The sequence below is a fragment of the Micrococcus sp. FDAARGOS_333 genome (assembly GCF_002206575.2).
In the GTDB taxonomy this organism is placed as follows: Bacteria; Actinomycetota; Actinomycetes; order Actinomycetales; family Micrococcaceae; genus Micrococcus; species Micrococcus lylae.
This window is the reverse complement of sequence record NZ_NJFJ02000001.1, coordinates 1-19,512: the sequence shown is the minus strand read 5'-3', so window position 1 is coordinate 19,512 and position 19,512 is coordinate 1. Positions and strand designations below refer to the sequence as shown.

The window sequence follows — 19,512 nt, the reverse complement described above, 5'->3', positions numbered from 1 at the left end:
ACTCGTCTCATCTCAGCCCGGCCCTCGTGCCAAGAACCTCATGACCCACAACACCTAGCGTGAGGGCCATGCGTGCGATCGAACTGGACCTGCCCCCGCTGACCGACCTCGTGGACCGCTGGGCGGTCCACGCCGCCCGGACCCAGGCCTCCTACCCCGGCCGTCCCATGATCGAGGGACGCCGGCTGAGCGTCGACGACGGCGGCGGCAGCTGGGCCGCACTCGACGTGGTCGACGCCGACCACGCCGTCCTGCGGGCCTGGGACCGGGACGAGCTCCGGGCGCCCGAGGTGCCCTCCGGGCCACAGCTCGCCGACGAGTACCCGGCCTGGACGCACCCGCACCTGCCGGGCGAGGGCGACCGCACGCCCACGCACCTGCTGGCCGTGTGGGAGGACGGCAGCTGGCGGTCGGCCGGGCACGCCGGACTGTCCGCGAGCTCGCTCGACCACGTGATGCCCATGTGGTCCCTCGCCGCGATGACCGCCTCCCTCGCCGACCTCGTCGAGGCCTACGAGGCGGACGAGCCGGCGGGCTTCGACGACGACGCCCTGCCGCCCCAGCGGGACGAGGTCGCCGCGGCCTGCGCCCTCGGTGCCCAGCTCGACGCCGCCACCCTCGCCCGACTGCTGCGCCACCCCGGCATGGACGCCGAGGCCGGCGCCGCCGAGGCGCAGAAGTTCGCCGGGCTGCTGGGCTGAGACGAGCCGCGGGTCTGTGAGGGCCTGGCGGGCGTTCCGCCCGGGTGCTGGGCCGAGGAGAGCCGAATTGGGCTGACCCCGTTTTTTAGGTCCGGTGGTTCTGGGAGTCGTCCTGTCGCCCGTGGTTGAGGGCAGGGAGACTGGTCAGATCATGACGAACAGCAGGAAGCGTCACACCCCGGAGCAGGTCGTCCGCAAGCTCGGGCAGGCCGACAGGATGCTCGCCGATGGTCAGGACGTCGCGGCGGTGTGTCGGGAGCTCGGGGTGTCCGAGCAGACGTACTACCGGTGGCGGAACCAGTACGGCGGCCTCAAGGCCGACGACGCAAAGCGCCTGAAGGAGTTGGAGAAGCAGAACGCGACCCTGAAGCGTCTGCTCGCGGAAGCGGAGCTGGAGAAGGCCGCGCTCAAGGAGCTGGCTGAGGGAAACTTCTAAGCCCGGACAGGCGCCGCGCCGCCGTCGATCACCTCAAGCGCAAGTTGCGGGTGAGCGAACGGATGGCGTGCCGTCTGGTCGGGCTGAGCCGCTCCGCGTACCGGCGACCGCTCAAGGGCGACACGGTCGCGGACCCGGATCGGGCGCTACGGGAGTGGCTGCGCGCCTGGGCGAAGGACCATCCCCGCTACGGGTATCGGCGGGCGTACCACGACGCCCGCGCCGAAGGGTGGGTGGTGAACCACAAGAAGATCCAACGCCTGAGGCGTGACGAAGGGCTCCGGGTCCCGCAGCGGCGTCGACGCAAGCGCGTCGGGTCCTCGAGCGTCGACGCGCCGACGGCGGACGCGCCGAACGTGGTGTGGGCGGTGGACTTCCAGTTCGACGCCGACGAGCACGGCCGGGCGATCAAGATCTGCTCGATCGTCGACGAACACACCCGGGAGTGCATCGGCGGCCTCGTGGAATGCTCGATTACCGCCGACCGACTCACCGCCCACCTCGAGGACCTCGTCGCCGCCCGGGGCGCCCCGGCGGTGCTCAGGTCGGACAACGGGCCCGAGTTCATCAGCGAGACGATGGCCGACTGGGCCGGCACCCGGACCGGCCTGTCCTACATCCCTCCGGGCTCGCCGTGGCGCAACGGGTACGTCGAGTCGTTCAACAGCCGGATCCGCGACGAGTGCCTCAACATCAACAGCTTCTACTCACTGCTGCACGCACAGGTCATCGTCGGCGACTGGAAGGACGAGTACAACCACCACCGCCGGCACTCCTCGCTCGGCTACCTACCCCCAGCCGAGTACGCTCGGCAGTGCACCCATCAAATCGAAACCGACGACTCACAGAACGTCCGGACCGAATGAAGGGGGCGGCTCACCTAGACAGCTCCACTCTCGCAACAGGAGGCCTTCACCTATCAGCGAGTCCCGCAACAACGTCCCTGGACATCACATCTAGATCGACCCACGGCACCTCGAGGGACGCGGCCAGCATGGCCCCCACGGTCGACTTCCCGGTGCCGGGCGGGCCGATCAACACGCACCGCATGTGCCCTCCGTCGAGCCGACGAACGGAGCGGGTGTCCAGGCATCGGGTGCACCCCAGGGGAACCCCGACGCGTACTGGGTCATCCGTGCACTGACCTCGGCCGAATCGTGGGTTGGAATGGGCCCGTGCAGATCAGCCGGAGTGACGCGGACCGCCGCGACGACGTCTACTGTGTCCCGGCTCGTCCACTGGCACTCGGTGATCACCTGTCCCAGGTCGACATCCCACGCCGGCGGCTGGCGCTCGAAGAACCTCGCCTTCACGACGTAGACCACCCCGGGAGACACCGGCACGGTCCCGTCGGTCCGGCGGCCATAGGAGAAGAACAGTCGTCTTTGCGCGGGCGTGCCCGGCCGGTCGCCAGGGTAGAAGCAGGCGTTGAGAAACTGCGGGCAGTCAGACGCGCGTACGGCGTAGGCGATGGCCCAGGTTAGGTCCTCGGTGGCGAACACCGCGGTGCGCTTGGAGTACTCGTCCGGGCTGTGGTCCAGCGGGGCGCGGGGCTCAAGGCGACCCAGGCCGGCGGTCCCGGAGCCGTGGAGCAGATGGTGTCCGTCCGCGGTCCATTGGGCCAGGCGTGTCCAGGCGGGGCTGCCCGTGGTGGGGGCTGGCCAGTGCCAGGGAGGAGTCGTCGTCTGGGCTGCTGGGCCGTCAGCTTCCGGCTGGGTTCTCACAGGAGCGCCCCTTCATGTATGCGGGCGTTCACCACGCTGTCAATGGAGCGGACGTCGAGTGTCTCGACGGCCTCGATCACGGCCTGCAGGAGGCGTCGGCCGATACCGGCTCGGCGGATCTCGGGGAGCACCGTCAAGCCAGCTGTGAGCCACTGCTCGGGACCTCGGGGGCGCAGCGAGGTCATCGTCGCCCCGGACCACCCCACAAGCCGGGGCACTCCTCGGCGGGAGAGCTCTGGCACGACCAGCACAGGGGTGTGCGTGAGCAGCCAGTGCGCGGCCGACGAATGATCCGATGGCGTGCCGTCGCGTGCGGCCATCATGGCCGGGGGAGTCATCGGGCCGGCGGGCGATGTAAAGCCAAGCCCGCCCGGGTGCATACGCCAGGTCGCGCACGTCGACCAGATCGAATCCGGCGGCGACCAGCGCAGCCTCGATCGCACGGCGGGTTCGGAAGCGCAGTGTGGAGGTCGACTCCAGCCGCTGGCCGTCGGCGCGGAACACGGTCGGAGAGTCGAACGTCACCAGCTCCCCGTCGATGCGGGTCGTCTGCGTCCATGTCTCGACCTCGCCTGCGCCCGGCACCGTGACGAGGCGGTGGGTGGCCGCCTTCGTCCAGCGCTCCCAGGCCCTGTCCTCGGGTCGACGGGCCTCGAAGACCAGCACCCCGCCGGGCCGGAGCCGGATATGGGCGGCCTGGAGCGTGGCGTCCCACGCGGAGTCGTCGAGGAACACCTGAGCGACATTCGCCGTCATCGTGACTGCATCCACCTGCGACGGTGGCGCGTCCTCGGCCACTCCCACGACCCACGTCACAGCCTCCGCGCCCGACTTCGCCCGCGCCACGTCGATGGAAGCCGCCGCGGGGTCGACCCCGACGACGTCGATGCCGTGCTTCGCCAGCCGCAGGGCGAAGGCGCCGGTGCCGCATCCGATGTCGAGGACCCTCGAGGCAGGGAACTCGTCCCGCACGATGTCCGTGTACTCGTCCAGGTCGGGGCGATCCAGTGATCCGAGGACGTCGTAGACGGCGGCCAATCGGGGGTGGTCGAAGACGGCGTCCGGCATGGCACCATCCTGCCATCGCAGGGAACTACTGACTCCGATCCGGTCCAGACGTCTCGATGCAACGAGGACTGCACGCGGCGCGCAGGGCGCTCTCCTCCGCATCCGTCAGCCCCACGGGGCGCTCCGTCGTGCGCGCCTCCTCGGTGGCCAGGGCGGCCGCGAGGGTTTCGCGCAGCGGGCGGCGGACCAGCCCGTGGGCCAGGGCCGCCGAGGAGTCGACGCTGCCGACGTGACGGAACCCGGGCAGCGGAATCCAGAGGGGCAGCGAGTTCGGCCCCGCCCACGGGGCGATGCCCTGGGACAGTAGGACGTCGTCGGGGATCACGTGTGGCTGAGCGGCCGACCCGGTGACCTCGATGCTCGCCCGGTAGAGGTCTGCCAAGGTGTGGGTCTGACCGGCGGCGTTGAACGTGCCGGTGACCGTGTGTTCCATGCAATGCAGAATCCACGCGGCCAGGTCTGCCACGTCGATGACGGAGACGGGGAACGTCGCATCGGGCACCAGCACGTCGGTCCCCGTCGGGTGTGCGAATCGCCAGGGGTAGTAGCCGGAGCGTCCGGTGTCGTCGCCGGCTCCGCCGATCAGCCCGGGGCGGATCACGGTGACCTGCCCATCCGCGCCTCGGTAGATGTCTTCGCAGCGGCGCTTGGCTCCGGGGTACTGGTTCATCTCGGTCATCCGGTCGATGCCTGCGGGCGGTGCCAGGGGGGCGTTCTCCGACTGGTTGGGGGTGTCGAACGCGGCGTACACGCTGGTGGTGGACACGAGAAGGCGATGGCGGGCGGTGAGCTGGTGCACGGCGTCGTGGGCGTGGGCCGGATGGGATGTCAGGTCGACGACGGCGTCCCACGTCCGGGAGGCGACCGGGGCGAGGGCGTCGGGGTCGTCCCGGTCGGCGCGGACGAAGGTGGCACCGGATGCGGCGGGGGCCGATCCGCGGGCGAGGCACGTGACGGCGTGGCCGGCATCGAGCGCCGCGTGGGCGAGTGCCCGGCCGAGGAAGCCGGTGCCGCCGAGGAGGAGGATGTGCATGCCCCCAGTGTGTCGGGCGGACGCGTCGATGTGGGGCGAATCTGCTGTGAGCGGCGTCAGGCTGCTATGGCCAGGACCACGGGTCCGAAACGGGCCGTCCCGTCCAGGACGGACGCTGCGCGGCGGACAATCTCGTAGAAGGGAGTTTCGAGGGCGTCAGACACCGCGTGAAGCACCTCGGAGGAGGGGTCCTTGAGGCCGCGCTCGAGTTCCGAGAGGTACTGCGGAGCGATACCGGCCCGCTCGCCCACGTCGGGTCTGAAATGGGGCATCCCCGCGATGCTCCTCGCGGTGCCGTACTTCCTCGCAGCGAACTACTGCCTGACGCTGATCGAGGACGGTGGCCCCGGCTGGCTGAACCTCCTCCTGCTCCTGCTCTGCTGGAATGCGCTCAAGTTCCTCATCATGGGCCCGGTCAGCGTCGTGCTCCTCATCCGCGCTCGTATGGAGGAGTGGGCGGTCCGGCGCCGCGACCGCCGTGCGTGTCCGCCGATCGAGCCTGCTGAACCGACAACGGCGCGCATGCCGTAGGAATGGCATCGCGACCTCGGCCGCGCCCTTGAGCGGCGAAGTCGTCGCGGCACGCGGCGATCCGCGTGCCCGGCGACGGTCAACTCCACGGGGAGCAGGGCGGAAGAACAGACCCGCTCGCCTGTCCTTCGAAACTGGAGGGATGAATCAACACCAGTCCAGCCCGCACGGCCTGGAACCGCTCCTGAACATCGACGAACTCGCCGACTACCTCGGCGTCCCCGTGTCCACCATCTATGACTGGCGCACCAACGGCAAAGGCCCGCGCGCCTACCGCTTCGGCAAGCGCATCATGTTCGGCATCACCGACATCCGCGCCTGGATGGACACCATGCGCGAGCCCGCCTCTCCTACTGGCGCTGCCACCTTTCCCGGAGCGGGGGAGGGCACGCGTGGGTAGGCCCCGCACGCCGATTGGAACCTTCGGGATCATCGCCACCCGCGCCCAGCCGAACGGCAACCATGTGGCCCGCGCCCGGTACCGGGACTGGGACGGCAGCAACCGACTCGTCCAGGCCACCGGCTCCTCACGGGCCGCCGCGGAGCGCAAGCTCAAGCAGAAGCTCGCCGAACGCTCCCTCTACCAGCCAGGATTCAACGGCATGAGCGCCGACAGCTCGTTCCCAGAGCTCGTCGCGTACTGGCTGGAAGACATGGAAATTGAAGACCGCCTCTCCCGAACCACGAGGAACCTCTACGAGCGCGACATGCGCGCCCTCGTCCTCCCCGCATTCAAAGACCTCACCCTCCGGGAGATCGGCGTCGCCCGCTGCGACTACTTCCTCAAACGACTCGCCAAGCGCAGCTACAGCCGGGCCAAGCACGCCCGCGTCGTCCTCCGCCTTGCACTCGCGCTCGCGGTCCGACACGAGATCCTGCCCGCAACCCGATGGACCACGTCTCCCGGCTCCACCGGAAGAAGACGATCCCGGACGCGTTCACGATCGACGAGGTGCAGGAGATCCGAGCCGCGATCAAGGCATGGGAGTCCCGGCGGATACTGGCGGGACCGAGACCGGATCGGCAACTCGGGCAGATCGTCGAGGTCATGCTCGGCACCTCCGCCCGCATCGGCGAAGTCCTCGCCATACGCCTCCAGGACCTCGACCTGGACGGTCCGATCCCGACGGCACGAATAGCCGGGACGATCATCAGCCGCAAAGGCGAGCCCACCCACCGGCAAGACCATCCGAAGACGGATCGCTCGGTTCGCCGCGTCGCACTGCCGTCATTCGCCCTTCAAGCGATCCGCTCCCGTCTCCTCCGTTCCGGTGACGTCGACCCAGGCGCGCTCCTCGCCTCCGAGCTCCTCGGGCACACGGACCCGAGGATCACGATGCAGCACTACATCCAGCGCAGCGAGACCGTGAACCCCGCCACCGCGGAGCATCTCGAGCGGGCCTTTGGTAAGGCTGGATGACGGGAAGACGATGCTTGCGGAGGGATCACGTGTAGGCATCCTCCATGCTCGTCGTGCCAATCCTTACGGGAAGACCTCAGTGATCGGTCCGCCCGTCACACCAGGTTCGAGGACGAGCACGGGCTTGTAGCGGGGCTCATCCTTCCTGTTGCCATCCCATTCATAGACGACGGTTCGCAGCGTATTGAGGTAGCGCCCGATGAGTACGGCCATCGTGTAAGGACCATGGAAGGCGAGGTGTACCTCGGCGCGTCCTTGGCTGGCGGAGAGTTTCTTGATTTGCTGTGCGATGGCCGCGCTGAGACGAGCTGCTTCTCGTGGGTCGATTCGTTCTGTACTCCCAAGCGAGATGATCTCGGCCGCGTCGAATCCATCGGCCGAGTCGTTCACAAGCTGTTCGAAAGCGGTCCGATCTGCATGTGGCGTCAAGGTCACGAAGATCGCCACGCGATGGTGGAGTTCCCCCGCTCGGTCCTGTTCGACTTGGGCGGGCTCGATGGTCAGCTCGGTGGTCTGCGGGTCGTCATTGGGCGCGGCGGATGTCCAGGCATTGCCCTCTGGATCGGTCACTATCACCCTGCCGATCTTCGTTTCAGGCAGCGCCGCGCCAACTGCGAGTCCGACTGACAAGTGGGCTCCGCCCGACACTCGGACACTCCTTGCGCCTGCCGTGTAAACGGCGTCGCTGGTCAGCGGGAGAGTCTTCCGGAGCAGTTCCAGCCCGTCTCGGGAAGGAAGCCGCCCGTCGTCCGACGGTTTGAGTCGCATGTGAAGGTCTTCCTCGTCTGCGTCGAGGGCAGACGAGGCGGGGCGGCTTTGCACACGAATCGTGAGATCGCGTCCTTCCGCGCGAATGATGGGCTTTCGTTGCTCGATGCGGTGCATCAGAAGGTCACGCACGATCTCGACTTCGCCAGACGGCTGACGCATGTTCGCCTGCTTCTTGTCAGCCAGAGTTCGTGCTGGCGCGAGTCGCAAGAGCCGATCCGGGGCGTCGTAGTCACACTTCAACTCTTCGCCCGCCCGTGAGACCGTGTTCGCGATGCACAGGCTGAAGTTGGGATCGGCGTCGAGCTGGAGCAGACGTGGCAGTTCGCGCTCGCGGACGATGTCGCTGTATGCGATGTCGGGGGTGACGACGAGCACGCCCGCCGAGAGACCTCGGGTGAGTGCCTGTTCGAGGCGGTCGGTGGTCGTGCCGGGTCGCAGGTCAGTGTGGTCTCTCCACACGACAAGCCCGGCGGCCCGGAGTAGATCTTCGAGGGCGTCGGCTTGCGCGGTGCCGTCTGATTGGCGGTAGGAGATGAATACTGGGCCGTCGCCGCGGACGGCACCGTCCGGTAAAGGACCGAGGGGAGGGAATCTCGAAGGAGGGACAGAGACGACTGCTGCCTTCGTTGTGGTCTTCCCGAACCGTTGGCGCCGGGCGATGAGCCCGAAGATCGCACCGGTTGCGCCAGGCGCGAAGACGAGCAGCGCGATCGGGTTTGAACTGATCTTGGCGGTCGCACGCATCGCTGCGTGATCGACGGTGCTCGGTCCAGATGGGGAGGGGTGGCTGTGCCACTCACCGACGTAGCCGATCGGATCGTCGTCAGCTCGTTGCTGCAGAAACTCCTGCAAGAGCTCGTCCGCGCGAATGTCGTCGCGAACGTACCTGTTCGTCGTTGCCCCTTGCCCCTCAACGACCAGGGCGTGAGTTGCCACGATGGTGCCGTTGTCCTGGTAGCCGAGGAGGATGCCACCGGTCTCCCGAGGGAGGTGGTTCGCTGCCTCGAAGGCGATGGTCTCGTAGGCGTCGACGAGCAGGTCGATGCGCGTTGGTGGTCGAATCATTCGTGACTCCTTACTGCGCCGATCGACAGGTCTCGCGTTTCCCCGCTGGGTGGAGAGGGCGATCGACGAGCAGGCCGACGGCGTGGCGCACGGTCGCTGCGGCCGCCTCGATCACCGCGTAAGGGGGCGTCGGAGAGACTGGACTGCCACAGCCGGCTTCGAACAGTTCAGACTCAGGCTGATCGACAACGTTGGACGAGGGTGGCAGTGGTTCGGCTCCGTCGAGCGGTGGCAGCACATCGATTCGGTAGCTCGTGCCGCCGTTCTGGATCGCCGCTGAGACGATTCGCCTGGACAACGCCCGTGCGGTGACGTGGAGAAGTGCAGTGGTGGCGAAATCGGCGGTCGCGTTTACCACGAGATCGTGGTCTCCGAGAAGCTTGACAGCCTCGTCGCCCGAGGTGAGTGAGTGATCGATCACCGCAATGTCGGCGGCTGCAATCCCACTGCGGTCAACCAGATGCTGCTTGACCGCCTCAACCTTTGACCGCCCCACGGCCTCAGGGCCGACAAGGTGACGGACAAGATTTCCGGGCATAACGACGTCGCCATCGAGCAGGGTGAGATTGTGAACACCGGAGCGCACGAGCATGTCCGCGACGAACGAGCCGAGGGCTCCGACGCCCACAATCGCTACCCGACGTCCACGGAGTTCAGGAGCAAGCAGACCTGAGCGTGCGGACTTGGCGGCATCGGTGTCGGCACCCGAGCTCAGGCTTCTGACTGCGACGCCGCCACCTATCGTGGGCCACGCTTCGAGTGTGATTGCGCCCTTGTGAGAGCCCCGGCTGTAGATCAGCACCACGATCTCGATCGTGTGGTTGCGGATTCTGCGGTCCAGGTCGACGCTGGGGTCGATGCGAGCGGAGATGTCGTCCCATGATCTGGGGGGCACGTCTACATCGCCGAGGTTGGCAACGTATCCGAAGCGATCCTTGCTGTGCTTCGAGGATTTCGCTGGCTTGGCGCCGCCGGCGATCCGCATCAGGTTGTTCGCTGCCGGGCGGAACCGAACGAATCCGCTGGGATATCGGGTCAGGTCATCGTAGAGATAAAGCCGCTCATCCTCGGAGGGCTTGAAGTAACGGTCGAGGTCTAGGTCGGGTCGATCGTCTGGCCAGCCTGCTGCCGCCTGTTCGAACCAGGCAGTGACGTGTTCGAGGAACGCTGGCGCTTCCGTCCACCACAGTCCGTCGTGATCGTCTTCGGCGACCAAGCACAGCGCCCCGTCCAACTCCCTGTGCCAGGACCACGCGACCGCATCTGAGTCGAGCGGAACCACGCGAGGAGGGTGAAAGGGGTAGCGGGAACGCAGCGTTATGAGAACCTCGGTTGCACCGCCAGGGTGAACGATTGTCCCTCGCCAGCCGTGGTCTTCCTCCGTGAAGCCGGCTCGGATCAGCCCTTCCTCGAAGTGCTGTCGTGAGTATGCGACGTAGTCGTCGTACTCGGTGACGGTCACCCGAAGGTCCTCGTGCCCGCCGGAACGGTCCGTGCGCCAGCCGAGATGGCGGACGCGCGCTTCGACCCATCCTCGTTGAATCCCGGCGGCATCGGAAACACTGTATCGTCGTCCCCGTTCTTGCCCAGCAGTCCCTGGAACGCCAGTGCGGCTTTGCCCTCGTCCTCCTCGTCGAGCGCGTCGCGCGCGGTTTCCGCAGCCTCAGCGAAACGAGTCTTGGCTGCATCCAGCTCATCATCTGTCGCACGAATGCTGATGGTGTGCCCCGCCATGGTGGGGTCGTTCACTCCAATGCCGAGGGTGACGTAGCCGTCGATGATCTTGCTGACCTCTTCGAGAGCAGAGACGTAATACTCTGCATGATCGTTGCCCGAGACCAGGCCGGAGGCGAAGGCTTGATACGTCGCGACCTCGATGAAGAACCCACCAGGCTTCTTGCCGGAGCCGAGTATCGATCGTCGGGTCTGACGGAGCAGCTTCACCGTGGGAACGTAATAGCCGTCATGCGCCGAGTTCATTTCGCTCGACAACGACGTGAGCTTCTCCGGATTGGTACGCACCCACTCGTCCTCATCGCCCTTCTGAGGGATCTCCCACGTCTCACCGTCCCAGTAAGGACGAGCAGGCACCGCGTCGACATACAGGTCGTACTCGGGGAACGACACCTGCAAACTGCGATCCTGACGCTTCGTTCGCCGGTGACCATCGCCATCACTACCGAACTCCGCATGCAGGACGGTGAAGAATCGGTCGAGGATGTCTTTCGACGTGACGTCGCTCGGTAGGTCCGGGAGCCGCACGAACACGTCAACGTCTTTGACTCGCTTGATCGACACGTTCCTCTTGTACGAGCCGATCAGCACCGGGTCCACCCCGTACTCTGCGAGCTTCGCGTCGGCTTCGAGCGCAGCGCGCACCAGCCGGTGCGCCTCCGGCGCGTTGGCCTTGTCATCGCCGGGCTCGATGGAGCTCAGCGCATCCTTGAACTGCTGCTTGAGGTGAGCCATCGGGCCCTCCGATCTCGTTGTGAATGTCTTGAACTTCTCTGAGCCTGCCTCATACCACCGACACTTCGGCGAGCATGAAGGACAGGGGCGTAGGGGCAGCCTCCACGCTTGACGGGACTGATGCACGTATAGGTGACATACGATCTGTGGTGTTCCCACACCGCAGGGAAGGATGTGCACTTTGCCCGCCCCTACCCCAAGAGTTCTGCGATGACGTCGTCCGCGTCGCCCAGAACCGTGAGCCCGGCACCCACTTGAAGCAGATCGCGAAGGACTTCGGGATCAGCTTCTCTTGTCTGACGAACTGGATGCGCCAGGCCGAGATCGAAGCTGGGAACAAACCCGGCCCCACCAAGGCCGAGGCCGAAGAACTCCGCGCAGCCCGCCGCAGGATCCGGCTGCTCGAGCAGGAGAACGAAGTCCTACGCCGCGCCGCGGCCTACCTCTCCCAGGCGAACCTGCCGAAAAAATGATGTACCCGCTCGTGTCCGAGCTCGCTGCCGACCAGATCCCGGTCGTGGTGTCCTTGCGGGTCCTCAAGCTCGCCCGCCAGCCCTACTACCGCTGGCTCCAGAACCCTGTCACCACCGCGGAGGTGGAGGCCGCTCACCGGGCCAACGCCCTCCACGACGCCCACCAGAACGATCCCGAGTTCGGGTACCGGCTGCTGCGCGACGAGGCCGAGAATGCTGGCGCTCCGATGGCGGCCCGTACCGCCTGGCGGCTCTGCCACGAGAACCAGTGGCACTGCGCGTTCGGGCCAAGCGCGGCAAGAACGGGACCCGCCCAGCCCGCCCGTGCACGATGACCGCGTCCGCCGGGACTTCTCTGCCGAGGAGCCCAACCGGCTGTGGTTGACCGACATCACGGAGCACCCCACCGGTGAGGGCAAGCTCTACCTCTGCGCGATCAAGGATCTCTACGCCGGCAGGATCGTGGGGTACTCCATGGCCGGCCGTATGCAGGCCTCGTTGGCCGTGAACGCGCTCGAGCAGGCCGTGGCCCGCCGGAGGCACCGACGTGGTCGCCGGGTGCATCGTGCACTCGGACCGCGGCTCGCAGTTCCGCTCGGCCCTATTCCAGGACGCCCTCACCACCCACGGGCTGATCGGGTCCATGGGCCAGGTCGGTGCTGCCGGGGACAACGCGGCATGGAATCCTTCTTCGCGTTGCTGCAGAAGAACGTGCTGGACCGACGCGACTGGGACACCCGGACGAGCTGCGGCCGGATCATCACCTGGATCGAGCGGGCCTACCACCGCCGCCGCCGGCAGGTGCGCCTGGGCCGATTGACGCCGGTCGAGTACGAGTTGATCATGGACCACACGCCCGCAGACGCGGCGTGAAGACGACTGTCACCTATGGGTGCATCAGTCCCCTCGTCGGGCACGGACAGACTGTGAGCTGGTTCTGGCCGGTGGTGATACGGATCTGCGCGTCTTTGACGCATGGACGGGCTATTGGGTCGCCGAGTGGCGATGGGTCGCCTACGCTGGTTGGCATGTTGGTTACGGCACTGCTTCGCTGCGTCTGCGCGGCGCTTGACCCCTGATCTTGGACACGCTGATTCCAGCACGATGATGGGGAAGCGAGAATCCAAGGGATGGCTAGGAAGAACTACACGACGGGTTCCGCAGCGGGCGGTGGACTTGTACGAGTCGACGCCCGGTGCGACGTTGAATGGCATCGCGGCGGACCTCGGGATCTCCCGCGGTGCGCTGCGGGAGTGGGTCGAAAAGCACGGCTCGGGCACGACGACCGCCGGCACCATGTCGCCGCCCACGTCGGGGCGGTCGGAGTCGCAGGCGGCGAGGATCGTGCGGCTGGAGGCGGAACTGGCGGCGTCGAAGGCGGAGAAGCTGAAGCTCGAGACGGAGCGGGACATCCTCCGTCAGGCGGCGAAGTATTTCGCCGGGGAGACGAACTGGTGAACCGCTTCCAGTTCGTCGAGGACCACAAGGACGCCTACGGCGTGAAGCGGTTGTGCGAGATCGTCGAGATCGCGAGGTCGTCGTTCTACGCCTGGCTCGCGGCGGCTCCGGGACGGGCGGCGAGAGCGGCCGAAGATACAGCCCTCGCCGCACGGATCAGGGTGCTGCAGGACCCCCCAGGGCGGCGACCGCGCCTACGGGGCACCCCGGATCACCGCCGACCTCAACGACGGCGTCACCACCGCCGCCGAGCGATGAATCACAAGCGCGTCGCCCGCGTGATGCGTGAGCACCAGCTGGTGGGGATCCGGCTGCGACGCCGGGTGAAGACCACGATCCCGGACCAGTCCGGGAGGAAGTTCCCCGACCTGATCGGCCGGGACTTCTCGATCGGGGAGCCGAACCGCCGGTACGTCGGCGATATCACCTACCTCCCGATCGCAGACGGGTCGAACCTGTATCTCGCGACGTGCATCGACCTCGGCTCCCGCAAGCTCGCGGGCTGGCAGGTCGCCGACCACATGCGCACCGAACTCGTCGAGGACGCACTCCGCGCCGCGGCCCGCGACCGCGGCAGTCTCGCCGGCGCCGTGTTTCACAGCGACCACGGCAGCGTCTACGCCTCGAAGGCCTACGCGGCCCTCTGCGAGCAGCTCACCGTCGTCCAGTCCATGGGTGCGGTGGGCACGAGTGCCGACAACTCACTCGCGGAGAGTTTCAACGCCGCGCTCAAGCGGGAGCTTCTCGAGGGCCGGGCCGCATTTCCAGATCAGGCCACGGCCTACCGGGCCGTGTTCCGATGGGCGAACCGCTACAACACCCGCCGACGCCACTCCACGATCGGCCAGGTGAGCCCAAATAGCTACGAGAACGCCTACGACACCGCGAGGTCAGCTACCCTCACGGAAGCGGCATAACCGAACCGACACCGTGTCCACGATCAAGGGGCAAGGCCCGATCCAGCCGGGAAGGGCATCTCGGCGTTCGGTCTCACTGGTGTAGAACCGGGCGTAGGCCCATCCGTCGGCCAGGGTGCATCAGTCCCTCTTGCGTGTGCGGCGGGTGTACACGCACTCGATCGAGGTTGGCAGAACTACCATCGAACGCGAGCGTGTAGACCGGCAGTCACATGGAAAGTGGAGCGCGAAACCCAGGGTGCTTCACTCGGCGGGACGGATAACGTCCTGACCGTCCTCCACGGCCGCCGTGAGGTCGTTGACGAACTCGCCCGGAACCATCTCGATCGCCAGGCAGCCGTTCGGTGTCACGGTGCTGTGGGTGACCGACATCGTCGTGGCGGGGCCGGCGTCCGAGAACACCCCCGAGCCGCTGCCGACGACCACAGGGGCCACCACGAAGCGGTAGAGGTCGACCAGGCCGGCGTCGTGCAGGGTGCGGGCGAGCTTCACCGAGCCGTGCACCTGCAACTCACTCTCGGCGTCGGAAGCCTTCAGCTCGCGGATTCGCTCAAGGAAGTCCTCGCCCAGCACCGTGGTGGAGTCGGCCCAGGCGTCCGTCGCCAGCTCGGAGGAGGTGACCACATACTTGGGAGCGCGGTTGATCACCGCGGCGACCGGGTCGCTCGGGTCGGTGACCTGCGGCCAGTGCGCGGCGAAGGTGTCGTACGTGCGGCGTCCGAGCAGCAGTGCGCCGCAGTGCTCGAACCAGCCGTTCACGGCCTCGCCGACACCCTCGTCGAAGACCGGCATGAGCCAGCCGCCGTTGGTGAACCCGTCGCGTGGGTCCTCGTGGGCCGAGCCGGGCCCCTGTGATACGCCGTCGAAGGTGCGGAACAGGTTGATGCTGAGCTTCATGTCGATTCTCCTTGGATGATGGTCGGGTCGAGCGGGACGTGGAAGGCCCGCGGGAACAGGTCGAACAGCTCGCGGGAGCCGTCGAAGGCCAGGGCGCCGGTGGCCAGCGCCTCAGACGGGGAAAGTGTGCCTGCCAGGATGTGGCGCATGGCGGGGCCGTGGTGATGGTCAGGTCGATGGGGCCATCGGGGATGCCTGCGCCGACGGCGACCCCGTCGGGGGTGGTGCGGGCCCACGCCAGTACCGGCCCGGCGGCGACCCGGATGGTCACCTCGTCGGGGATTACGCCCGGCCGGTAGGCCGACCGCAGGGCGCCGGCCAGCGATGATGACGTCATGACGTCATGCGTGCCGGGGTCGGCCATGCGGCGTGCGCCCCAGCGCCCGAGCGCGTCGAGGATCGGGGTGAGGTCGCGTCCATGGTCGGTCATCGCGTATACCAGCCCACGTCGCCCCAACGGAGGGGCTTGACGCTCGATGATGCCGTGCTCCTCCAACTCGCGTAGTCGGGTGGTCAGGACCGTCGTGGGGATACCGGGGAGCCCTTTCTGCAAGTCCCCGAACCGGCGCGGCCCGAGCGAGAGGTCGCGCAGCACGAGGAGGGCCCACCGCTCTCCTAGAACGGACGCCGCCTTGGCGAGTCCGCAGAACTGCCCGTAGTCTTTGCTCACGACTCCACAATACGAAGGACCATTCGGAAAAGCAAGTAATTGGTGTCTTGGGGTCCGCACGGGGCTGTTGCACGTCGGGGTCATGGCACACGTGCGAGCAGATCTGCGAGAGCCTGGCTGCGCGTGCTGGAACATGCTGAGAGCTGGTGGTCGGCGATCGGGTCGCCCTGCGATTGGATGTGGGCTGACCCCGTTTTTTAGGTCCGGTGGTTCTGGGAGTCGTCCTGTCGCCCGTGGTTGAGGGCAGGGAGACTGGTCAGATCATGTCGAACAGCAGGAAGCGTCACACCCCGGAGCAGGTCGTCCGCAAGCTCGGGCAGGCCGACAGGATGCTCGCCGACGGCAGCGACATCGCCGCGGTGTGTCGGGAGCTTGGGATATCCGAGCAGACGTATTACCGGTGGCGTAATCAGTACGGCGGACTGAAGGCCGACGACGCGAAGCGCCTCAGGGAGCTGGAGAAGCAGAACGCCACGCTCAAGCGGTTGCTGGCCGAAGCGGAGCTGGAGAAGGCTGCGCTCAAGGAGCTGGCCGAGGGAAACTTCTAGGCCCGGGCAGGCGCCGCGCCGCCGTCTCGCACCTGATCAGGACACTGCAGGTGAGCGAGCGGATGGCGTGCCGTCTGGCCGGGCTGAGCAGGTCCGCGTACCGTCGCCCGCTCAAGGGCGACACGGTCGCCGACCCTGATCGCGCGTTGCGAGACTGGCTGCGCGCGTGGGCGAAGAAGCATCCCCGCTACGGGTACCGGCGGGCGTATCACGACGCCCGGGTGAGGGCCGGGCGGTCAACCACAAGAAGATCCAACGCCTCTGGCGAGCCGAAGGCCTCCGCGTCCCGCAGCGGCGACGCCGCAAGCGTGTCGGATCCTCGACCGTCGACGCCCCGGCGGCAGTCGCACCGAACCTCGTATGGGCGGTGGACTTCCAGTTCGACGCCGACGAGCGGGGCTGCCCGATCAAGATCTGCTCCATCGTCGACGAGCACACCCGCGAATGCATCGGCGGGCTCGTGGAGCGGTCGATCACCGCCGACCGGCTCACCGCCCACCTCGAAGAGCTCGTCGCCGTCCGCGGTGCACCGGGTGTGCTCCGCAGCGACAACGGGCCCGAGTTCATCAGCGACGCGATGGCCGACTGGGCGGGTACCCGCACCGGCCTGTTCTACATTCCGCCCGGCTCGCCCTGGCACAACGGATACGTCGAATCGTTCAACAGCCGCCTCCGCGACGAGTGCCTCAACATCAACAGCTTCTACTCACTGCTGCACGCCCAGGTCGTGATCGGCGACTGGAAGACCGAGTACAACCATCTGCGTCGGCACTCATCGCTCGGCTACCTACCCCCGGCCGAGTACGCTCGGCAGTGCACCCATCAAATCGAAACCGACGACTCACAGAGCGACCGGACCGAATGAAGGGGGCGGCCCAGAATGCCCCGTGAGGGGCGCGGCGGAGGCGAGTGCCGTCGTCGGGAATGAGGCGGTGAGCCTCAGCGCTTCCGGTACAGGCCCTTCTTGTGGAACACCGGCTCGGACGTGACCAGCATGCCGAGCGAGCGGAAGATGCCCTCGTCCACGCTGCCCAGGATGGTGGTGGTGTGGACGTCGCAGCCGTCCAGCTCGCCCAGCTTGTCCAGGGCGCGGCGGGCACGCTCGTCCGTGGCCGCCGAGACGGACAGCGCGATGAGGACCTCATCCGTGTGCAGGCGGGGGTTCGACGAGCCCAGGTGGCGGACCTTCACCTCCGTGATCGGTTCGATGGCCGCGGCGGCGAGCAGCGAGACGTCGTCCGCGATGCCCGCCAGGTGCTTCAGCGCGTTCAGCAGCATGGCGGCCGAGCAGCCGAGCAGCGGGAGGTCTTGCCGGTGACGAGCGTGCCGTCCGCGAGCTGCAGGGCCGAGCCGGGCTCGCCGGTGCGGGCCTGGACGGCCAGGGCGGCGTCCACCACGGGGCGGTCCGCGGAGGACAGGCCCAGACGGGACATCACCAGGGCGATGCGCTCGGAGACCTCGTCGTCGTCCCCGGCGATCGCCTCGGCCACCACAGCCCTGTAGTAGCGGCGGATGACCTCCTGCTCGGAGGCGGCGCGGCAGGCCTCGTCGTCCACGATCGCGCGGCCGGCCATGTTCACGCCCATGTCCGTGGGGGACTTGTACGGGCAGGAGCCGGTGAGCTTCTCCAGCAGCGCCGCCAGCAGCGGGAAGACCTCCACGTCACGGTTGTACGAGGTGACCTGCTCGCCGTAGGCGGCCAGGTGGAACGGGTCCAGGAGATTGATGTCGTCCAGGTCCGCCGTGGCGGCCTCATAGGCCACGTTCACCGGGTGCTCCAGCGGCAGGTCCCAGATGGGGAACGTCTCGAACTTCGCGTAGCCCGAGTGGATGCCCCGGGCGTGGTCATGGAACACCTGGGACAGGCAGGTGGCGAGCTTGCCCGAGCCCGGGCCGGGAGCCGTGACCACCACGAGGTCACGCGAGGTCTCCGAGTACTCGTTCCGGCCGAAGCCCTCCTCCGAGACGATCCGCGCCGTGTTCTGCGGATAGCCCGGGATGATGCGGTGACGGGCGACCTTCATGCCCAGCCGCTCCAGCCGCTCCAGGAAGGCGACCGCCCGGTGGTTCGAGTCCTCCAGCTGCGTCACCACCACGTGCTCCACCAGGAAGCCGCGCTCACGGAAGACGTCCACGAGGCGCAGCACGTCGTCCTCATAGGTGATGCCGAGATCCGCGCGGACCTTGTTCCGCTGCAGGTCCTTCGCGTTGAAGCAGACCAGGATCTCCGTCTCGTCCTTCAGCTGCTCGAGCATCGCGATCTTGTTGTCCGGCGTGAAGCCGGGCAGGACGCGGGAGGCGTGCAGGTCGTCGAACAGCTTGCCGCCCATCTCCAGGTACAGCTTGCCGCCGATCTGCTCGCGGCGGGCCTGGATGTGCCTGGACTGCAGCTCGATGTACTTCTCGCGGTCGAAGCCGACGCGCCGGTACGCCGGGGGCGTGGGCGCGGCCTGCGGGCGGCGGGGCGGAGGCGAGGTGATCAGACGAGCCGGTCATGGGACATCAGGCTAGTCCACGGTCCGGACACGGCGGGCTGTGCGGGGCCGGGTGGGGCGTCCGCGCGGGGCGTGCGTGTGGGGCACGCGATCAGCGGAAGCGGGACGTCTGCGCGGGGCGTGCGATCAGCGGGAGTCCAGAAGCGCCAGGTGGGCGTCCGTCGCCTCGTCCACGTGCCCGGCCACGTCCTCATGGGAGGCGAGCCACTTCCGCACGTACGGGCAGACCGGGACGATCCGGAACCCCTGGCGGACACTGTCCGTCAGGGCCTCGCGGACGAGGATGGAGGCGAGGCCGTGGCCGCCCCACTCCTGGCCGACCTCGGTGTGCGGGAAGATCCGCTGGCGAGTGCCGTCCTCGGCGGTGTGCTCCACGAACTCGGTGAAGCCGGCCGCGTCACCGGAGCCGTCCGCATGGATCGCGTAGCGGTCCTGCGCCTCCCGCACCTGCGGCTGGTCGACGGTCGGGGTGGTCTCGGTCATGTCGTGCTCCTTCGTTCGTGGGGTGCGGGTGGCGGGGACTGTCAGGGTGAGGCGGAAGACGGGGGTGAGTGCCGTCGTCGGGGGTGTGCTCCGCGAACGCGGTGCGGTCTGGCCCGCTGCGGACCCGGCGCGGACTCAGCCGCGGGGGCGCATCCGGGTGTTCGGCAGGGCCGGGGCCGGGAGCGGAGCCTTCGGGTCCGGCGGGAACAGGCCGAACTGCGGAACCGGCGGCCGTCCGCATAGCCCGGCTCGTCCAAGGCCTCGACGTCCGCCTCGACCACCTCTCGACGCGGCTCGCCGTCCCCGGCGGTGTCCAGCGGCGACTCCCCGTCCGGGGCCTCGAAGCCCATCTC

Annotated in this window: 18 protein-coding genes and 6 pseudogenes; 10 read left to right on the top strand and 14 right to left on the bottom strand. The window is 67.6% G+C overall.

Annotation, left to right across the window (positions count from 1 at the left end; translation table 11 throughout):
- Positions 1-68 precede the first annotated feature (68 nt).
- Entirely contained in the window at positions 69-701 is a 633-nt protein-coding gene (locus tag CEQ11_RS00100; protein WP_088477306.1) for a hypothetical protein, read from the top strand.
- A gap of 151 nt (positions 702-852) precedes the next feature.
- Positions 853-2,003, top strand: a protein-coding gene (locus CEQ11_RS00095) for an IS3 family transposase (RefSeq protein WP_088478810.1) whose coding sequence is annotated in 2 segments (ribosomal slippage) — positions 853-1,123 and positions 1,123-2,003 — 1,152 coding nt in all. Because the reading frame shifts where the segments join, the coding sequence is not laid out codon by codon here.
- 46 nt (positions 2,004-2,049) lie between these two features.
- Here CEQ11_RS00095 and CEQ11_RS12640 read toward each other — a convergent pair.
- From CEQ11_RS12640 to CEQ11_RS13380, 6 genes and pseudogenes are all read right to left on the bottom strand, one after another.
- Complete coding sequence (locus CEQ11_RS12640) at positions 2,050-2,187, bottom strand: AAA family ATPase (RefSeq protein ID WP_127913423.1); 138 nt, start codon at positions 2,185-2,187, stop codon at positions 2,050-2,052.
- Entirely contained in the window at positions 2,172-2,639 is a 468-nt protein-coding gene (locus tag CEQ11_RS00090) for a hypothetical protein (RefSeq protein ID WP_088477305.1), read from the bottom strand. Before CEQ11_RS00090 ends, CEQ11_RS12640 begins: the two co-directional genes overlap by 16 nt.
- Before the next feature lie 218 nt (positions 2,640-2,857).
- A complete protein-coding gene (locus tag CEQ11_RS13390) occupies positions 2,858-3,046 on the bottom strand; it encodes a GNAT family N-acetyltransferase (protein WP_369804892.1) in 189 nt (62 codons plus the stop codon).
- A gap of 226 nt (positions 3,047-3,272) precedes the next feature.
- Positions 3,273-3,929 (bottom strand): annotated as a pseudogene (locus tag CEQ11_RS13385) (class I SAM-dependent methyltransferase); the annotation flags it as partial.
- Between the two features lie 25 nt (positions 3,930-3,954).
- Positions 3,955-4,962 (bottom strand): NAD-dependent epimerase/dehydratase family protein, encoded by a 1,008-nt coding sequence (locus CEQ11_RS00075; RefSeq protein ID WP_088477304.1) that lies wholly within the window; start codon positions 4,960-4,962, stop codon positions 3,955-3,957.
- Positions 4,963-5,018: 56 nt separating this feature from the next.
- On the bottom strand, positions 5,019-5,234 hold the full coding sequence (locus CEQ11_RS13380) for a helix-turn-helix domain-containing protein (RefSeq protein WP_088477303.1): 216 nt from the start codon (positions 5,232-5,234) through the stop codon (positions 5,019-5,021).
- A 7-nt stretch (positions 5,235-5,241) separates the two neighbouring features.
- Between CEQ11_RS13380 and CEQ11_RS12820 the strand changes: the two genes are divergently transcribed.
- The 4 genes and pseudogenes from CEQ11_RS12820 (at position 5,242) to CEQ11_RS12985 (ending at position 6,913) form a co-directional block, all read left to right on the top strand.
- Positions 5,242-5,493, top strand: a complete 252-nt coding sequence (locus CEQ11_RS12820; protein ID WP_193762947.1) for a hypothetical protein — start codon at positions 5,242-5,244, stop codon at positions 5,491-5,493.
- A gap of 142 nt (positions 5,494-5,635) precedes the next feature.
- A complete protein-coding gene (locus CEQ11_RS00060; RefSeq protein ID WP_088477302.1) occupies positions 5,636-5,893 on the top strand; it encodes an AlpA family transcriptional regulator in 258 nt (85 codons plus the stop codon).
- Between the two features lie 202 nt (positions 5,894-6,095).
- A pseudogene (locus CEQ11_RS13375) lies at positions 6,096-6,227 on the top strand (site-specific integrase); the annotation flags it as partial.
- Between the two features lie 155 nt (positions 6,228-6,382).
- Positions 6,383-6,913 carry a hypothetical protein gene (locus CEQ11_RS12985; protein WP_227718931.1) on the top strand — a complete coding sequence of 177 codons (531 nt, stop codon included), beginning with the start codon at positions 6,383-6,385 and terminating at the stop codon, positions 6,911-6,913.
- A gap of 63 nt (positions 6,914-6,976) precedes the next feature.
- Here the strand turns inward: CEQ11_RS12985 and CEQ11_RS00050 are convergent, their stop codons facing one another.
- The 3 genes from CEQ11_RS00050 to CEQ11_RS00040 are packed head-to-tail and all read right to left on the bottom strand — an operon-like array spanning position 6,977 to position 11,218.
- Positions 6,977-8,749, bottom strand: coding sequence for an SAVED domain-containing protein (locus CEQ11_RS00050; RefSeq protein WP_088477301.1), 1,773 nt, complete (start codon positions 8,747-8,749; stop codon positions 6,977-6,979).
- A 10-nt stretch (positions 8,750-8,759) separates the two neighbouring features.
- Entirely contained in the window at positions 8,760-10,211 is a 1,452-nt protein-coding gene (locus CEQ11_RS00045; protein ID WP_102957461.1) for a ThiF family adenylyltransferase, read from the bottom strand.
- Complete coding sequence (locus CEQ11_RS00040) at positions 10,208-11,218, bottom strand: nucleotidyltransferase (protein ID WP_088477300.1); 1,011 nt, start codon at positions 11,216-11,218, stop codon at positions 10,208-10,210. Before CEQ11_RS00040 ends, CEQ11_RS00045 begins: the two co-directional genes overlap by 4 nt.
- A 149-nt stretch (positions 11,219-11,367) precedes the next feature.
- On the opposite strand from CEQ11_RS00040, the pseudogene CEQ11_RS00035 reads away from it, so the two are divergent.
- The 3 genes and pseudogenes from CEQ11_RS00035 to CEQ11_RS00030 all read left to right on the top strand — a co-directional run bounded on the left by CEQ11_RS00035 (position 11,368) and on the right by CEQ11_RS00030 (position 14,066).
- Positions 11,368-12,564, top strand: a pseudogene (locus tag CEQ11_RS00035) (IS3 family transposase).
- Between the two features lie 297 nt (positions 12,565-12,861).
- Positions 12,862-13,149, top strand: a complete 288-nt coding sequence (locus tag CEQ11_RS12980; protein ID WP_227718642.1) for a hypothetical protein — start codon at positions 12,862-12,864, stop codon at positions 13,147-13,149.
- A complete protein-coding gene (locus CEQ11_RS00030; protein ID WP_227718641.1) occupies positions 13,146-14,066 on the top strand; it encodes an IS3 family transposase in 921 nt (306 codons plus the stop codon). The genes CEQ11_RS12980 and CEQ11_RS00030 overlap by 4 nt, the downstream gene beginning before the upstream one ends.
- Before the next feature lie 243 nt (positions 14,067-14,309).
- Here CEQ11_RS00030 and CEQ11_RS00025 read toward each other — a convergent pair whose 3' ends face one another.
- From CEQ11_RS00025 to CEQ11_RS13370, 3 genes and pseudogenes are all read right to left on the bottom strand, one after another.
- Positions 14,310-14,963 carry a dihydrofolate reductase family protein gene (locus CEQ11_RS00025; RefSeq protein ID WP_088477299.1) on the bottom strand — a complete coding sequence of 218 codons (654 nt, stop codon included), beginning with the start codon at positions 14,961-14,963 and terminating at the stop codon, positions 14,310-14,312.
- The gene (locus tag CEQ11_RS12815) at positions 14,960-15,112 is read right to left on the bottom strand and encodes a hypothetical protein (protein ID WP_193762946.1); all 153 of its coding nucleotides are present in this window, start codon (positions 15,110-15,112) and stop codon (positions 14,960-14,962) included. Before CEQ11_RS12815 ends, CEQ11_RS00025 begins: the two co-directional genes overlap by 4 nt.
- 224 nt (positions 15,113-15,336) lie before the next feature.
- A pseudogene (locus tag CEQ11_RS13370) lies at positions 15,337-15,717 on the bottom strand (winged helix-turn-helix transcriptional regulator); the annotation flags it as partial.
- A gap of 179 nt (positions 15,718-15,896) precedes the next feature.
- On the opposite strand from CEQ11_RS13370, the pseudogene CEQ11_RS00015 reads away from it, so the two are divergent.
- Positions 15,897-17,046 (top strand): annotated as a pseudogene (locus CEQ11_RS00015) (IS3-like element ISPfr10 family transposase).
- Positions 17,047-17,120: 74 nt separating this feature from the next.
- On the opposite strand, the pseudogene CEQ11_RS00010 reads toward CEQ11_RS00015, so the two are convergent.
- Both CEQ11_RS00010 and CEQ11_RS00005 read right to left on the bottom strand, forming a co-directional pair.
- Positions 17,121-18,661, bottom strand: a pseudogene (locus tag CEQ11_RS00010) (DUF1846 domain-containing protein).
- Positions 18,662-18,802: 141 nt separating this feature from the next.
- Positions 18,803-19,159, bottom strand: coding sequence for a GNAT family N-acetyltransferase (locus CEQ11_RS00005; protein ID WP_088477298.1), 357 nt, complete (start codon positions 19,157-19,159; stop codon positions 18,803-18,805).
- Positions 19,160-19,512 lie beyond the last annotated feature (353 nt).

Bases quoted from the DNA above. Each gene is read 5' to 3' on its own strand.
- CEQ11_RS12985 (WP_227718931.1), top strand. From the start codon at position 6,383: ATGGACCACGTCTCCCGGCTCCACCGGAAGAAGACGATCCCGGACGCG.
- CEQ11_RS13390 (WP_369804892.1), bottom strand. From the start codon at position 3,046: ATGACCTCGCTGCGCCCCCGAGGTCCCGAGCAGTGGCTCACAGCTGGC.
- CEQ11_RS00005 (WP_088477298.1), bottom strand. From the start codon at position 19,159: ATGACCGAGACCACCCCGACCGTCGACCAGCCGCAGGTGCGGGAGGCG.
- CEQ11_RS12640 (WP_127913423.1), bottom strand. From the start codon at position 2,187: ATGCGGTGCGTGTTGATCGGCCCGCCCGGCACCGGGAAGTCGACCGTG.
- CEQ11_RS00075 (WP_088477304.1), bottom strand. From the start codon at position 4,962: ATGCACATCCTCCTCCTCGGCGGCACCGGCTTCCTCGGCCGGGCACTC.
- CEQ11_RS00040 (WP_088477300.1), bottom strand. From the start codon at position 11,218: ATGGCTCACCTCAAGCAGCAGTTCAAGGATGCGCTGAGCTCCATCGAG.
- CEQ11_RS12820 (WP_193762947.1), top strand. From the start codon at position 5,242: ATGCTCCTCGCGGTGCCGTACTTCCTCGCAGCGAACTACTGCCTGACG.
- CEQ11_RS00100 (WP_088477306.1), top strand. From the start codon at position 69: ATGCGTGCGATCGAACTGGACCTGCCCCCGCTGACCGACCTCGTGGAC.
- CEQ11_RS13380 (WP_088477303.1), bottom strand. From the start codon at position 5,234: ATGCCCCATTTCAGACCCGACGTGGGCGAGCGGGCCGGTATCGCTCCG.
- CEQ11_RS00060 (WP_088477302.1), top strand. From the start codon at position 5,636: ATGAATCAACACCAGTCCAGCCCGCACGGCCTGGAACCGCTCCTGAAC.
- CEQ11_RS12815 (WP_193762946.1), bottom strand. From the start codon at position 15,112: ATGCGCCACATCCTGGCAGGCACACTTTCCCCGTCTGAGGCGCTGGCC.
- CEQ11_RS00050 (WP_088477301.1), bottom strand. From the start codon at position 8,749: ATGATTCGACCACCAACGCGCATCGACCTGCTCGTCGACGCCTACGAG.
- CEQ11_RS00025 (WP_088477299.1), bottom strand. From the start codon at position 14,963: ATGAAGCTCAGCATCAACCTGTTCCGCACCTTCGACGGCGTATCACAG.